Below are 14066 nucleotides of genomic sequence, written 5' to 3' on the forward strand. Positions count from 1 at the left end.
TTATGGTGGATAAAAACACATCACAAGCAATTGTTTTAAATATAAAAAACAAGAATTGAACATACCTTGCTCAACGAATTCTCTATGCACGGCAGAACTAGTTAACCAACCCCCTTTCGTTGAAAGTTGAACTAAAATTAATTAGAGTACAAATCGTTAAACAGTTATAAACACACGAAAAAGGACAGATAACATGGATCCCATACTGGAAGTTAAGGGACTGTATAAAGTGTTTGGAGAAGACCCAGAGAGAGCCTTCTCGCTTATCGACAAAGGCGTCGATAAAGACGGTATTTTTGAACAGACAGGTTTAACAGTCGGCGTAAACGATGTATCTCTCACCATAAATGAAGGGGAAATTTTCGTAATCATGGGCCTTTCTGGCTCCGGGAAATCCACCCTTGTTCGACTTCTTAACCGGCTCATTGAGCCGACTAAAGGTAGTGTTTATCTCAAAGGAAGAGATATCGCCCACATCTCCGAAAATGAACTTCGAGAAGTTCGTCGTAACAATATCTCAATGGTGTTTCAAAGTTTCGCACTCATGCCACACATGACGGTGATTGAAAATGCCGCCTTTGGTTTAGAACTTGCCGGCATCGACGTTAATGAGCGTCAGAAAAGTGCCCTTTCCGCCTTAGAAAGAGTGGGTTTAGACCCTTATGCAGAATCTTTCCCTGACGAATTATCCGGAGGTATGAAACAGCGCGTTGGTTTAGCGAGAGCGTTAGCTTGTGATCCAGACATCCTATTAATGGATGAGGCGTTTTCCGCTTTAGACCCATTGATCCGTTCTGAGATGCAAGATGAGCTTATTCGTCTACAGAACGATGACAAACGCACAATTGTCTTCATTTCTCATGATTTGGATGAAGCAATGCGCATTGGCGACCGTATCGCCATCATGCAAAACGGTGAGGTTGTTCAGGTTGGTACACCTGATGAAATATTACACAGTCCAGCAAATGATTATGTCGAAGCGTTTTTCCGCGGCGTAAACATCGCAAGTGTCTTGACAGCAAAAGATATCGCGCGCAAGAAGCCAGCGGCTGTTTTTAAGAAATCGGAAAATGACGGTCCAGGCTCTGCGATGCAGATTCTGATGGATCACGACCGTGATTACGGCATTGTCGTCGATAAATCTAGCCGATATTCCGGCATCGTATCTCTTGATTCACTACGTTTGGCTCATAAAGAAAACCGTTCGTTAGCCAGTGCTCAATTACCGGATGAAGTTACTCTTCAGCCTGATCAGTCAATTAATGACATTTTGGGTCTGGTTGCTGGTGTTCCTTATGCCGTGCCTGTCGTAGATGAGAAAGGAACTTACTTTGGTGTCGTGACTAAATCACGTCTTCTACAAACACTAGATAAGGATTAACACGATGTCTTCAGAGCAAACTAACAATGATCCCTGGTCAAATACTGCTCCTGCGCAAGATGATCCTTGGTCGCAAGGTACAGAGGCCGCGCCAAGTAATGATTGGCTCAACTCAGAAACTGTAGAGCAAGCGCCATTCGATATTATGAACCCATTCCAAGATGCGGTTTTACCTCTCGATAGCTGGGTAGAATCCGGTTTGAACTGGCTGGTGGAACATGGTCGACCTGTTTTCCAAGCAATACGAGTTCCAATCGACTTTATTCTAACGTCGTTTGAAACTGCTTTGGTGTCTACACCTGCGCCTATAATGGTACTCATTTTATTTTTGCTAGCGTGGCAGTTTTCCAATGTAAAACTTGGTTTTTCTACTCTTGTATCCCTTGTTTTCATCGGCCTAATTGGTGCGTGGTCACAAGCGATGACAACGCTAGCACTGGTGTTAACCGCCGTTTTCTTCTGTTTGCTTATAGGGCTACCAATGGGGATATGGTTGGCAAGGAGCCAAACCGCTGCCAAATTTGTTAGGCCAATATTAGATGCAATGCAAACGACTCCCGCGTTCGTTTACCTTGTGCCAATTGTTATGTTGTTTGGTATTGGTAACGTTCCTGGCGTAGTAGTAACGATCATTTTCGCCCTGCCTCCCGTTGTGCGCCTGACTATTTTGGGTATTCAGCAAGTACCTGAAGAGCTTATCGAAGCTGGCCACTCTTTCGGGGCAAACAAAAAACAGATGCTTTATCGCATCCAGTTACCGTTGGCGTTACCAACCATCATGGCAGGTGTAAACCAAACCTTAATGCTGTCACTTTCTATGGTAGTGATTGCTTCAATGATTGCTGTTGGCGGCTTAGGCCAAATGGTACTTCGTGGTATTGGCCGACTTGATATGGGTCTTGCTGCCGTTGGTGGCTTAGGCATCGTTATTCTTGCGATTTTGTTAGACCGTATCACCCAGGTGTTAGGGGTTAATGCGGGCAACACTAAACTTCGCTGGTATCACACAGGTCCTGTTTCATACCTATTAAAACTGAAAACAAAGACGAACCAAGACGATCTAAAACTTAGGAGAAACATCAATGAATAATTCATGGAAGAAAGCGCTCTCTGTTGGAGCTCTAAGTACTATCGCATTTTCAACTTATGGTGTGGCAAGTGAACTACCGGGTGAAGGTGTCACTGTTCAGCCTGTTCAATCAACCGTTGCAGAAGAAACATTTCAAACGTTGATCGTAAACCGCGCACTTGAAGAGCTTGGTTACGATGTTAAACCGACCAAAGAAGTGGACTACAACGTAGGCTACACCTCTATTGCTAAAGGTGATGCTACTTTCTTAGCGGTTGGTTGGTTCCCTCTTCACGCCGATAAGTACACGATGTCGGGCGGTGATGATAAGTTCTTCCGTAAAGGCCAATACGTAAGTGGTGCTGCGCAAGGTTATTTGATCGATAAGAAAACCGCGGAAAAATATAACATCACTAACATTGGTCAGTTAAAAGATCCAAAATTGGCGAAGCTATTCGATGCAAACGGCGATGGCAAAGCGGACTTAACTGGTTGTAACCCAGGTTGGGGGTGTGAAATGGTTGTTGAGCATCAGTTGGATGCTTTCAAACTTCGTGACACAGTAACACACAACCAAGGTAACTACGCGGCGATTATCGCTGATACGATCTCACGTTACAAAAAAGGCGATCCGATTCTTTACTACACTTGGACACCGTACTGGGTAAGTGGCGTTTTAGTTCCAGGGAAAGATGTTGTGTGGTTAGAAGTGCCATTCTCTTCACTTCCTGGTGAGCGTAAGGACATTGATACGACACTAGAGAACGGTAAGAACTACGGCTTCGAGATGAACTCTATGCGCATCGTTGCCAATAAAGAGTTTACGGAAAAAAACCCTGCTGCTGCGAAGCTATTTGAAATCATCAAACTAAATATCAATGATGTTAGTGCTCAGAATATGATGATGAGCCAAGGTAAGAACAGCTCAGCGGACATCGAGTCTCATGTAAATGGTTGGATCAAAGCGAACCAGAAAAAGTTCGACGCATGGGTCGAAGAAGCGAAGAAAGCCGCAATGTAATCATGCCTTTATCAACCTCTAGAGCCAGTTGGTGTTATCAACTGGCTCTTTTTTTACACAAACGCCCCTCCCCCTTACATAGACATACCAACACTTACACTACTCGACCATAAACCCACATTATAATTCACGTTTATTTCACGCTTGCTTTGCTAAAAACAACACAACATAACAATTAAACTATTCGAATAAATATGAAAAACTTATCAAAGAGCTCTGTGTGGGGGCCTTTGCAGCCAATTGCTGCCTTTTCTTTGTTTTCGCTTCTATTTCTGTCTATCTCAAGAGTTTTGCTAGCTTTTTGGCAGATTGACCGTATTGACTCTCTAAACGACTTAATTTACATCCTAGGTCAAGGTTTGCGCGTAGATATTGCAACGCTTTGCTGGTTATTTATTCTTCCAGCACTGTTTTCAACCTTCATGCCATTAACCGGTAAGATGGGAGAGTGTTGGAAGCGAATATTACGCATATGGATGGTTTTAGGGCTTTGGGTGCTTGTATACATGGAGCTAGCAACAGCGCCATTCATTCAGGAATACGACCTACGTCCAAACCGCCTGTTTGTGGAATACTTAATCTACCCAAAAGAAGTCTTGAGTATGCTCTGGACTGGCTACAAATTAGAACTGTTTATTGGTGCGTTAGGTACAGTTTTAACCATCACTTTAGGTTGGAAGTGGAGTAAGAAACTGACCGATAAGGCGCAGCAGGTCAACTGGAAATGGCGACCACTATTGGCACTTTTCGTTGTTCTTTTTGGGGTTGCAGGTGCTCGCTCATCTTTAGGGCACCGCCCGCTAAATCCTGCTATGGTCGCCTTTTCTAACGATCCACTGCTTAACGACTTAGCACTGAACTCATCTTACTCATTGTTGTTTGCGGTTAATAGCATGAAGTCAGAAAAGAATGCTGAGCAGTTCTACGGAAAAATGGACACTCAAAAGATGTTGGAATTAGTTCGCACTTCATCAACAAAGTCCGACTTCACCCCTTCATTACTCCCAACCATGAACAGTAACCCCGCGACTTACCAGGGTAAACATAAAAACTTAGTGATTTTGCTACAAGAAAGCTTAGGCGCCCAATTTGTCGGTGCTTTGGGTGGTTTGCCTCTAACACCAAACCTTGATGAACTCATGAAGGAAGGTTGGCAGTTCACACAAATGTACGCCACTGGTACTCGTTCTGTTCGTGGAATTGAAGCCGTAACCACGGGCTTTCCTCCATCTCCGTCTCGCGCGGTAGTGAAGCTGAGTAAAAGCCAAACGGGTTTCTTTACCATCGCGGACTTACTGAAAGCTCAAGGCTATCACACGCAATTTATTTACGGCGGTGAAGCCAACTTTGACAACATGAAAACTTTCTTCTTTGGTAACGGTTTTGATCAAATAGTAGAAGAAGACGATTATAACAACCCAAGCTTTGTTGGCTCTTGGGGTGTTAGTGATGAAGATCTATATAACAAAGCAAACGAAGAGTTTGAACGCCTTTCAAAAAGCGACAAACCTTTTTTTAGCTTAGTTTTTACGTCAAGTAATCATAGCCCTTATGAGTATCCAAAAGGCAAAATTGAGCCATACGATTCAGAATATATGACGCGTAACAACGCCGTTAAATATTCCGATTACGCTTTGGGCACTTTCTTTGAAAAGGCGAAAAAGTCATCTTATTGGGATGATACCATTTTCATTGTAATTGCAGATCATGATGCACGTGTTTCTGGCGCTAACCTTGTTCCAGTTAAGCACTTTCACATTCCAGCATTGATCCTTGGTAAAGGCATTCAACCACGTAAAGATGACCGCATAGCAAACAACATAGACATGCCGCCTACACTGTTATCTCTGATTGGGGTAGATGCTAAAACACCGATGATTGGTCGTGATTTAACGAAGCCACTGGCTCGCGAAGATGAACGCGCAATGATGCAGTACGACAAAAACTTTGGTTATTTAACGCGCGACAATCTCGTTGTGCTTTCCCCTGGTGAAAAGATATCGACCCTGGCGTACGACTTTAAAGACCAAACCATGAAGCCGCTAGAGGTGGACGAGTCTATTATCGAGCGTGCAAAAGCAAACGCATTATTTGCATCTAAAGCGTATCAAAACAACTGGTATTCTTCCAAACACACTCATTAATACCAATGATTCCGCTGATAAAAAGGAGCTAAACGGCTCCTTTTTCTTATTCTGTCACTTACCTTCGAGAATGTTCTACTGACAACTCCTGTCGTTCCTTTCCGTTAGATTGCCCCTACTATTTCTAATTGATTAAGGAACAAACCATGCTGACTATCAATTCATTCGTTCTCTACGTTGAGGACATCCACATAAGCCAAGTTTTTTATTCGAAACTGTTCGAACGCAAAGTCACGCAGTTGTCTCCAACCTTCGCCGCTATTCCACTGACCGAAGGCTTAACGTTGACACTCAAGCAAAGAGATAATCTTTCACCCTACAGCGGAATTAGAGGTGGTGGCACCGAGTTGTCTTTATCGGTGCCCAATAGTCATATGCTAGAGCGCATTTACAAGCGCTGGAAAGACCTAGGTGTTGAGTTTGTTCAACCACCAGCGACATCAGTGTATGGGTTAAATTTTATGGCTATCGATCCAGATAAGCATCGCATTCGTGTTTTCATAAATGAATAAAAATGCGTTAAAAATGCTTTTTACCCATTCCCAATGTGACTTCAATAAATTAGACTCAAGGAAACATCAAAAGCGGCGTAGTAATAAGAAGGAATGCCCATGAGCTCAAGTATGATCCTTAGCGAATCCCTAATCGAGAGCGGAAGAGATATCCCCCTCAAAGAACTGCTTTATGCAAAGCGCGTGCTGGATAACTACATGGCAGTAGCCAAAGAAAGTAGCCCGCTTGAGCTATTAACTGAGATGAAATCGGCAGCAAAGCAAGTAGAATACTTTACAACGACGAGTAACCCGTGTGAGGCTCGTAATGTCATCAGTCAGATGATTGATAAAATCGACACCGCGGAATCTTTTGCTTCGTTCAAAGCATTAGCAGGTAAGCCATCTCAAGCACTCAATGAACTAATTGAAGATCGAGCTCAGCTGATTAAACACGAACGAGAGCTCCTGCTCGCCTCAGGCTATGACGCCTCACGAATCTAATATACGCGACAGGCTAAAAGTCATAGCTAACAACGAAAAAGGAGCTCTTAAAGAGCTCCTTTTGCTTTTCAAAACCGGATACAAAAGACTTAAAGGCCGATATCTTCCGTTATTGCTTTGATTTGTTTGAGGTCCATTTTATAGACTTCAATCATTTGATCGACCTGACTTAGTCGTGAATTAGCTTCATCATGTTTATCACACGCGTCCGACTTCACGTCCCAAGATTTGCCTTCTAAAAATACGTCACACTCTTTCTTGAGTTTCTCAATCTTAGGTAATAATTTCGACCGTTCTTTCTCGAGAGACTCTAATTCTTGCGAAATTTTTAGCTCTTTCTGGAATACTTCGCGGGACCGCTCAAACATAGTCGCTTGCATATCCGCTTGACGACTCAACTTCTCATTTTCTGACTTCGTCGTGTTGATCTTATCTGCCTGCTGCTTCAATTGAGACTCTAGTGACAAGTTGACCTTCTCGACCTCAGTCAACTGCTTTTGCAACTTCTTAAGTGCTTTCTGATGAGCTTCATCTTTCGCGGCGAGTAACTCACTAACTTGGTTTTGTATTTCTTGGTCGATCGCCTCTTCACGCACTTTTACTTGAGATGCCAACTGGGTTTTATCTTGCGTTAGTGCTTGATACTTTTCTTCTAATACGTGGTAAGTCGATTCCCACTTGTTCGCAGTGACAACCGATCCAACAAGGCCACCAAATGCCAAGCCTAACACCGCAGCGATTGCGATATAGATATGCGTACGTTTGTCACGCTCTTCAATGACAACTACGTCGTCTTGCTCTTCCATTTTGTTCTGAGAACTCACCGTATACTACTCCAAGGACTCTTTTACTTTGCTAGCGGATCAATTCCGCAAACATAATTGATGCTGTATAAATCAGAAATGCGCCAATTAATGTTATAACGGTCGCTTTTTGGACTTTTTCATTGGTTCGATAACGAAACAGCACAAATGCTACTGCAATCAACACCGCAATGGCTAATAATCTGGTCATACCGCCTCCTTGTCCACTCATGAAAAACTGCCTAGGTCCGTAGACTGTTTCACAAAGGTTCATTGTAACCCATTTATACGTACCATAAGGTCAACTTAGCGTAGATTTTAAAATAAGTGCTCCGATTTTAATCAATTTTGTGTCCTTAATTGAATAACTTATGTCGTAACAATCGAAACACATTTATCGTTCTGAAGTGTTTTGGGGTTCCATTCCCTAACCCAATAAATTTTATTTATGCCGTGACTCGCACAAAAAGATTGGCAAACATACCTTCATGAAAATTGATGAGGTTATTTCATTAAAAATAAATTGACATAGGGTGTTGAAATAGACCAAAAACATGATAGAGTTCACACGTTAATGATGACCAGCATCATTAACTAACCTTTACTCATTTAATTGAGTAATTGTTCCGATGAAGACTGCAGGAGAGTGGTTATTAATCAAATTTTAACATTTGATTAGCATAACTCGCCGAAGAATTAACTATTTCAGGTGCTACCTAGGTAGCGGGGACTGTAGTTGGAGGAACCTCTGGAGAGAACCGTTAAATCGGTCGCCGAAGGAGCAAGTCTTGCACTCACGCAAGGTGAAACTCTCAGGCAAAAGGACAGAGGAGTGGAAAGTTACAACCTAACTATTTTGCTTGGCCTTCCCGCCTACAACCAATAGCTTAGTTCTTTTAGAGATCGTTGATCTCGTCCTTTCCCTCTTCTCCTTATTAGTTGTTTTATTAAGGGGAAATCATGAACAACCTACAATCTTTATTACAAACCATCGATAATTTTGTCTGGGGTCCACCGCTGCTTATTTTGCTAGTAGGTACAGGGGTTTACTTCACTTTTAGCCTTGGCTTGATCCAGTTTAAACACCTCCCAACAGCGCTAGCGATGGTATTCAGTAAAGATAAGTCATCTAATACTCAAGGTGACGTTTCTAGCTTTGCAGCTCTTTGTACTGCACTCTCAGCAACAATTGGTACTGGTAACATTGTTGGTGTTGCCACAGCAATCAAACTCGGTGGACCAGGCGCTCTATTCTGGATGTGGCTCGCTGCCCTTTTCGGAATGGCGACTAAATACGCCGAATGTTTGTTGGCGGTTAAGTACCGAAGAGTCGATGATAAAGGCCAAATGATTGGTGGCCCAATGTATTACTTGCAATACGGTGTTGGCTCAAAAGCTCTCGCGATCATGTTTGCAGTGTTTGCTTTAGGTGTTGCTTGTTTTGGTATCGGTACGTTTCCACAAGTAAACGCGATTCTGGATGCAAGTGAGATATCTCTTGGTGTTAACCGTGAGCTATCTGCCTTTGTACTAACTCTTTTGGTTGCTTTCGTAACTTTGGGTGGCATCAAATCCATTGCTAACGTTGCAGGAAAAGTGGTTCCTACCATGGCTGTATTTTATGTGTTGGCGTGTTTAAGCGTGATCATCATGAATGCAGACCAATTGTTCAATGCCGTTGAATTAGTGCTGGTTTCAGCCTTTACATCAACAGCAGCGACTGGTGGTTTTCTAGGTGCAAGCATCATGTTGGCAATCCAATCAGGTATCGCTCGCGGTGTGTTCTCAAATGAATCTGGTTTGGGTAGCGCGCCTATGGCAGCAGCAGCAGCGAAGACAGACTCTTGTGTTAAGCAAGGCCTAATTTCAATGACGGGTACCTTTTTCGATACCATCATTATTTGTACCATGACAGGCCTTGCTCTAATCCTGACCGGTGCATGGCAAAGTGACCTTGCAGGTGCCGCGATGACGACTCATGCTTTTGCGGTGGGTTTAAATGCAGATACATTTGGCCCTATGCTCGTCTCAATCGGTTTGATGTTCTTCGCTTTTACCACCATTCTTGGTTGGAACTACTACGGTGAGCGTTGCGTTGTGTTCCTGTTCGGAACTAAAGCTGTGCTTCCATACAAACTGATTTTCGTCGGCTTGGTGGCATCTGGTGCATTCCTTCACCTCGATATGATTTGGCTACTGGCTGATATCGTAAACGGTCTGATGGCAATTCCTAACTTAATTGGTTTGATCGCACTGCGTCACGTCGTACTGGCAGAAACCAAACTGTTCTTTAGCTCAACATCGCAATCAGGTGAAGTTGAAGCAGTGAAAGCTTAGTGAAACGGCAGGTTTGCGGTCACAAACTGTCAGTCACAGAGAGCAAAACACATTAGAAATGGTAAAACACAAAGCCCGCTATTATTTAGCGGGCTTTATTTATCTTCGGTTAAATGGTTAATCTCTCAACCATTGATGCTCAACGTTTTCTCCACGTTCTTCAAAAAACTTCGCATTTTTTTGCTTGAATTGATCCGCTTTCAACTCTGATAGCGGCCAGTCTAAAAATGCTTCTGTTACAAACGAGTCGCCGACACCAACCTCAATCGATTCCAGATGTTTCCCGATGTAGCGATAAAAGTAGCCTTGCCCAAACGCATCGCACACCATAGGTACATGCCTGACACGTTGATGATTGACAGAGACCGAAGCCCAAGTCGTCGTTTTAGGTTCACAGGTTTGCTCTTTTACAACGTCGACCTCAAATTTATTGTCCATAGTTGTCGAAACAAAAACGACAATAGCGTCATGCAAATACACACGCCTGAGCAATAACTGTTTAGTGTCTTGAGTTCGCGTTTGTTGTATTCCATTAGCAAAAGGCTCGAAGTAGCCCCAGTGCCAAGACCAGATCATGCCGCGTTGCGCAAACTGTACTTGTGGCCACGTATGCCAAGCTACAGCGGCACCTATCCCCACAATAAATACAGCGAGTAGTATCAACAATCGATAAATATTACGCATTAAACGGGTTTTTCAATTAATAACTTCACACCAAGTGCGACTAATACTGCGCCCGTCGCGCCTTCCATCCACTTCATAAAGCTCGCATTCTTTAGTAGATTTTTAGCCGAGTTAAGCGCGCCAGCTAAACCACACTGCCAAACCATCGCAATAGCAAAGTGTACAGATGCCATCATCATTGATTGAAGCAAGGGTGAACCTTCTGGATTCACAAACTGTGGCAAGAAAGCCAAATAGAAGACCGCCGTTTTCGGGTTCAAGACGTTAGAAAGAAAGCCCTCTCTAAAAGAGCGCTTACCATTAAACACTTCGTGAATCTGCTCGGTCACGGTCAATCCATCTTTCGACGACATTAGCGCTTTTAAACTGCTCAAACCAAGCCAGATAAGATAAGCCGCGCCAATCATTTTTACGATTTGGAACAACTCTGCTGATTGCGCAAGAATCGCCGAGATACCAACCGCAGAAAAAAAAGCATGTACGAATAAGCCAAAGCAAATCCCTAGACTGGTTGTACATCCATCTTTTAGGCCCGAGCGGCTAGTGTTACGGATAACAAGTGCAGTATCTAAACCTGGCGTTAACGTTAAAATCGTAATGGCAATAATAAATGCCTCGAAATTCAAAATATCCATATTATCGTGATAATTAATTGTCAATCCTTCATCAATACCGCCAATCCACAAGATTCGCAAGCTTCTTTTTTAAGAGAGCTATACAACTGGGTGAGTTTATGGACAATGGGTTGGAGTTAATTATTAATAAATTAACGTAGGTTGCTTAGTGCAACACCATATGAAGGACCCGTTATCGGGTGTTTAGGGAAAGAACAAAAGAATAAGAGTAGTCACATGAACGCATTTACAAAACTCGTTGAACATTCCAAAAAAGTGGCAAATTTTGAGCATCTATCTGCCATCATAGATTGGGATCAAGCAGCGGTCATGCCACCTGGTGGCGCTGAAGCACGATCGAATGCCACGGCAGAGCTCGATGTACATATCCATTCTTTAATGACTCAACCGCACTTGGGAGAGCTTTTCGCTCAGGCAGAAGAAGAGACGCTGTCTACAAAAGAAAAATCTATCCTAAGAGAAATGAAGCGTGGGTGGCAGCAAGCTAACTTACTACCAGAATCATTAGTTCAAGCTCAATCTCTTGCTGGCTCCAAATGTGAACATGCATGGCGTACGCAACGTGGAGAAAATGACTGGGCTGGTTTTGAAAAGAACTGGGCTGAAGTAGTAAAGCTATCGCAGGAAGAAGCGCAAATTAGAGCCGAAGCAAATGGCACGACTCCTTATGATGCCATGCTCGATGTTTATGAACCTGGCACAACGTCTGCGTCGTTAGACATTCTTTTTGCTGACGTGAAAACCTGGCTTCCTACTTTGATCGATGAAGCGCTTGAAAAACAACAATCAGACAACATCTTATTGCCAACTGCACACTACCCTGCGGAAAAGCAAAAAGCGCTCGGTTTGGAAGTCATGAAGCTACTTCAATTCGATTTTGAACACGGTCGACTTGATGAGAGTACCCACCCATTTTGTGGCGGTGTACCGACAGATGTGCGTATTACGACACGTTATAATGAAAACGAGTTTGTCCAATCATTGATGGGAATTGTCCACGAAACTGGCCATGCTCGATACGAGCAAGGGCTACCAAAAGATTTATCAGGAACACCCGCGGGAGAAGCTCGCTCTATGGGTATTCATGAATCACAATCACTCTTCTTTGAAATGCAAATAGGACGAAGCAGCGCGTTTATCGATCACCTCGCTCGACTGACTTCTAACCATTTTTCTGGTAGTGAATTCGAAAAAGACAATTTAGCCAAAATTTACACTCGCGTAGAAAAAGGCTTTATTCGCGTAGATGCTGACGAACTAACATATCCTGCTCACGTTATTCTTCGATATGAAATTGAGCGAGATCTCATGAACGGCGTCATCAAACATACAGATGTACCAGAACTCTGGAACGAAAAGATGAAAGCGTACTTGGGGCTATCAACCGAAGGAAACTTCAAAAATGGCTGTATGCAAGATATCCATTGGACAGACGGAAGTTTTGGCTATTTCCCGTCCTACACGCTCGGTGCGATGTACGCTGCACAATTTATGGCAGCAATGAAACAAACCATCGATGTAGATGCGGTTATTCGTTCTGGCGACTTAGCTCCGATATTCAATTGGCTCTCGGAAAACATCTGGAGTAAAGGTAGCTTATTCACCACTGATGAGTTGCTAAAACAAGCCACGGGTGAAACACTGAATGCTAAACACTTTCAAGCTCACCTAAAAGATCGCTACTTATAAAGCGAAAAGAATAGAAAGTAAAAGCCCAAGGTTCGTACGTTCCTTGGGCTTTTTTTAGACTCTCTATGTGCTATGCCAAGCTAGGGATGAGCCTAGGCTTGTACAAACAGTCCTCACCCTCTGGTCTAGTTTTAAACCGACGATGAAGCCACATATACTGGCTCGGACTTGCCATGATTGATGTTTCAACTATTTGATTCACGAATGCGGCGGCGCGTTGATGATCCTCTTTCGGGAAACCTTCGACGGGCGCACTAATGGTTAGGGTATAGTGTCCGTCTTTTCCTCTTACCATCGTAAAAGGCACAATGGCGCAATCTGTAGAATCAACCAACAAACTTGTGCCTGTCGTAGTACAAGCATTTTTAACGGCAAATAACGGTGCAAATGTCGAGCGTCGGTTACCATAATCGTGGTCCGGTGCATACCAAACCCGCTCACCCGTTTTAAGTGCTTCAAGCATGGCTTTGACGTTTTTACGATCAATCAGTGTACGATTAGAGCGAGAGCGTCCCTTATACTGAAAATAATCAAAGCACGGATTATTGTTTGGGCGATAAACACCGGTTCCAGACTTTTTAATGCCAAAAGCTCGAGCACCTAACTCTAGATTCATTGAGTGTACGGCCAACATTAATGCACCTTTGCCTGACTTCTCTAAAGCCTCTAGATGCTCCATGCCTTTTATCGTGACGTGTTTGTTTACCCGTTTATCTGACCAAAACCATGCCATTGCGGTCTCAAAAAGTGCGATGCCAGTATTGTCGATGTTGTCTTTTAGAATTGCTTCGCGTTGGCATTCTTCCATATGAGGGAAGCAAAGCTCAAGATTGCGTCTGATCGTAACTTGACGTTTTCTCATGAATCGCATAGCTAAACGACCAATGTTGCGTCCCAAAGCTAGTTGAACTTTAAAAGGAAGGAGGCTAAGTAAGTACATCACGCTAATGATAATTAACGTTCCCCAGTAACGAGGCAAAAGAAATTCGGCCTTGAATGCAGGCTTTTTGTATTTGTTCATGTAAGTATTGTCAGATGTGCCCATCTATAAGTGATAAAAACAATGATAATGGACTGCACTTTTATCATTGATAACGCTAATAACATAAATTAAAGCGCGCGGATTCTATGGTTCTTCGACACACTACACAATAAGAACTTTGCAGAAATATGTAGGGAATGAAAAAGCAGTAAAGATGAGTCGCCACGTTAACATCTATCGGAGTGATTTATCTACTGCCCTCTCCTAAAGTTTGAAGAAACATAACTTTGTATTTTCAATGCGCTAAATAATGCCTGTTTTTCAAT

At 43.1% G+C, this 14066-nt stretch carries 13 protein-coding genes and 1 riboswitch; of the genes, 8 read left to right on the top strand and 5 right to left on the bottom strand.

The window, feature by feature from the left end; all coding sequences use genetic code 11:
• The first annotated feature begins 193 nt into the window (after nt 1-193).
• The 6 genes from proV to KI742_RS09950 all read left to right on the top strand — a co-directional run bounded on the left by proV (nt 194) and on the right by KI742_RS09950 (nt 6610).
• On the top strand, nt 194-1381 hold the full coding sequence (gene proV / locus KI742_RS09925) for a glycine betaine/L-proline ABC transporter ATP-binding protein ProV (protein WP_005377777.1): 1188 nt from the start codon (nt 194-196) through the stop codon (nt 1379-1381).
• A 4-nt stretch (nt 1382-1385) separates the two neighbouring features.
• Entirely contained in the window at nt 1386-2471 is a 1086-nt protein-coding gene (gene proW / locus KI742_RS09930) for a glycine betaine/L-proline ABC transporter permease ProW (RefSeq protein ID WP_005377778.1), read from the top strand.
• Nucleotides 2464-3471 carry a glycine betaine/L-proline ABC transporter substrate-binding protein ProX gene (proX, locus tag KI742_RS09935; RefSeq protein ID WP_054865582.1) on the top strand — a complete coding sequence of 336 codons (1008 nt, stop codon included), beginning with the start codon at nt 2464-2466 and terminating at the stop codon, nt 3469-3471. The genes proW and proX overlap by 8 nt, the downstream gene beginning before the upstream one ends.
• Before the next feature lie 194 nt (nt 3472-3665).
• Nucleotides 3666-5615, top strand: coding sequence for an LTA synthase family protein (locus tag KI742_RS09940; protein WP_213905930.1), 1950 nt, complete (start codon nt 3666-3668; stop codon nt 5613-5615).
• A gap of 146 nt (nt 5616-5761) precedes the next feature.
• The gene (locus KI742_RS09945) at nt 5762-6127 is read left to right on the top strand and encodes a VOC family protein (protein WP_005377781.1); all 366 of its coding nucleotides are present in this window, start codon (nt 5762-5764) and stop codon (nt 6125-6127) included.
• 99 nt (nt 6128-6226) lie between these two features.
• Nucleotides 6227-6610 carry a hypothetical protein gene (locus KI742_RS09950; RefSeq protein WP_005377782.1) on the top strand — a complete coding sequence of 128 codons (384 nt, stop codon included), beginning with the start codon at nt 6227-6229 and terminating at the stop codon, nt 6608-6610.
• A gap of 89 nt (nt 6611-6699) precedes the next feature.
• On the opposite strand, the gene KI742_RS09955 is transcribed toward KI742_RS09950, so the two are convergent.
• Both KI742_RS09955 and KI742_RS09960 read right to left on the bottom strand, forming a co-directional pair.
• A complete protein-coding gene (locus tag KI742_RS09955) occupies nt 6700-7434 on the bottom strand; it encodes a chromosome partitioning protein ParA (protein ID WP_025998562.1) in 735 nt (244 codons plus the stop codon).
• Between the two features lie 31 nt (nt 7435-7465).
• The gene (locus tag KI742_RS09960) at nt 7466-7624 is read right to left on the bottom strand and encodes a hypothetical protein (RefSeq protein WP_005377784.1); all 159 of its coding nucleotides are present in this window, start codon (nt 7622-7624) and stop codon (nt 7466-7468) included.
• A gap of 527 nt (nt 7625-8151) precedes the next feature.
• Nucleotides 8152-8251, top strand: a riboswitch (glycine riboswitch).
• A 122-nt stretch (nt 8252-8373) separates the two neighbouring features.
• On the opposite strand from KI742_RS09960, the gene KI742_RS09965 reads away from it, so the two are divergent.
• Nucleotides 8374-9750, top strand: coding sequence for a sodium:alanine symporter family protein (locus tag KI742_RS09965; protein WP_005377785.1), 1377 nt, complete (start codon nt 8374-8376; stop codon nt 9748-9750).
• Between the two features lie 117 nt (nt 9751-9867).
• Here KI742_RS09965 and KI742_RS09970 read toward each other — a convergent pair whose 3' ends face one another.
• Together KI742_RS09970 and KI742_RS09975 are read right to left on the bottom strand one after the other, a co-directional pair.
• Nucleotides 9868-10434 carry a hypothetical protein gene (locus tag KI742_RS09970; RefSeq protein WP_005385713.1) on the bottom strand — a complete coding sequence of 189 codons (567 nt, stop codon included), beginning with the start codon at nt 10432-10434 and terminating at the stop codon, nt 9868-9870.
• On the bottom strand, nt 10434-11069 hold the full coding sequence (locus KI742_RS09975; protein ID WP_017820932.1) for a LysE family translocator: 636 nt from the start codon (nt 11067-11069) through the stop codon (nt 10434-10436). The genes KI742_RS09970 and KI742_RS09975 overlap by 1 nt, the downstream gene beginning before the upstream one ends.
• 216 nt (nt 11070-11285) lie before the next feature.
• Between KI742_RS09975 and KI742_RS09980 the strand changes: the two genes are divergently transcribed.
• A complete protein-coding gene (locus KI742_RS09980) occupies nt 11286-12758 on the top strand; it encodes a carboxypeptidase M32 (protein ID WP_285385902.1) in 1473 nt (490 codons plus the stop codon).
• Between the two features lie 70 nt (nt 12759-12828).
• Here the strand turns inward: KI742_RS09980 and KI742_RS09985 are convergent, their stop codons facing one another.
• The gene (locus KI742_RS09985; RefSeq protein ID WP_258496407.1) at nt 12829-13779 is read right to left on the bottom strand and encodes an LpxL/LpxP family Kdo(2)-lipid IV(A) lauroyl/palmitoleoyl acyltransferase; all 951 of its coding nucleotides are present in this window, start codon (nt 13777-13779) and stop codon (nt 12829-12831) included.
• Nucleotides 13780-14066 lie beyond the last annotated feature (287 nt).

The sequence above is a fragment of the Vibrio sp. D417a genome, assembly GCF_030248595.1.
In the GTDB taxonomy this organism is placed as follows: domain Bacteria; phylum Pseudomonadota; class Gammaproteobacteria; order Enterobacterales; family Vibrionaceae; genus Vibrio; species Vibrio alginolyticus.

What these genes read in the sequence shown, in the direction of transcription:
- KI742_RS09970 (WP_005385713.1), bottom strand. Translation starts at nt 10,434, where the DNA reads ATGCGTAATATTTATCGATTGTTGATACTACTCGCTGTATTTATTGTG.
- KI742_RS09945 (WP_005377781.1), top strand. Translation starts at nt 5,762, where the DNA reads ATGCTGACTATCAATTCATTCGTTCTCTACGTTGAGGACATCCACATA.
- KI742_RS09965 (WP_005377785.1), top strand. Translation starts at nt 8,374, where the DNA reads ATGAACAACCTACAATCTTTATTACAAACCATCGATAATTTTGTCTGG.
- proX (WP_054865582.1), top strand. Translation starts at nt 2,464, where the DNA reads ATGAATAATTCATGGAAGAAAGCGCTCTCTGTTGGAGCTCTAAGTACT.
- KI742_RS09985 (WP_258496407.1), bottom strand. Translation starts at nt 13,779, where the DNA reads ATGAACAAATACAAAAAGCCTGCATTCAAGGCCGAATTTCTTTTGCCT.
- KI742_RS09975 (WP_017820932.1), bottom strand. Translation starts at nt 11,069, where the DNA reads ATGGATATTTTGAATTTCGAGGCATTTATTATTGCCATTACGATTTTA.
- KI742_RS09980 (WP_285385902.1), top strand. Translation starts at nt 11,286, where the DNA reads ATGAACGCATTTACAAAACTCGTTGAACATTCCAAAAAAGTGGCAAAT.
- KI742_RS09950 (WP_005377782.1), top strand. Translation starts at nt 6,227, where the DNA reads ATGAGCTCAAGTATGATCCTTAGCGAATCCCTAATCGAGAGCGGAAGA.
- KI742_RS09960 (WP_005377784.1), bottom strand. Translation starts at nt 7,624, where the DNA reads ATGACCAGATTATTAGCCATTGCGGTGTTGATTGCAGTAGCATTTGTG.
- KI742_RS09940 (WP_213905930.1), top strand. Translation starts at nt 3,666, where the DNA reads ATGAAAAACTTATCAAAGAGCTCTGTGTGGGGGCCTTTGCAGCCAATT.
- proW (WP_005377778.1), top strand. Translation starts at nt 1,386, where the DNA reads ATGTCTTCAGAGCAAACTAACAATGATCCCTGGTCAAATACTGCTCCT.
- proV (WP_005377777.1), top strand. Translation starts at nt 194, where the DNA reads ATGGATCCCATACTGGAAGTTAAGGGACTGTATAAAGTGTTTGGAGAA.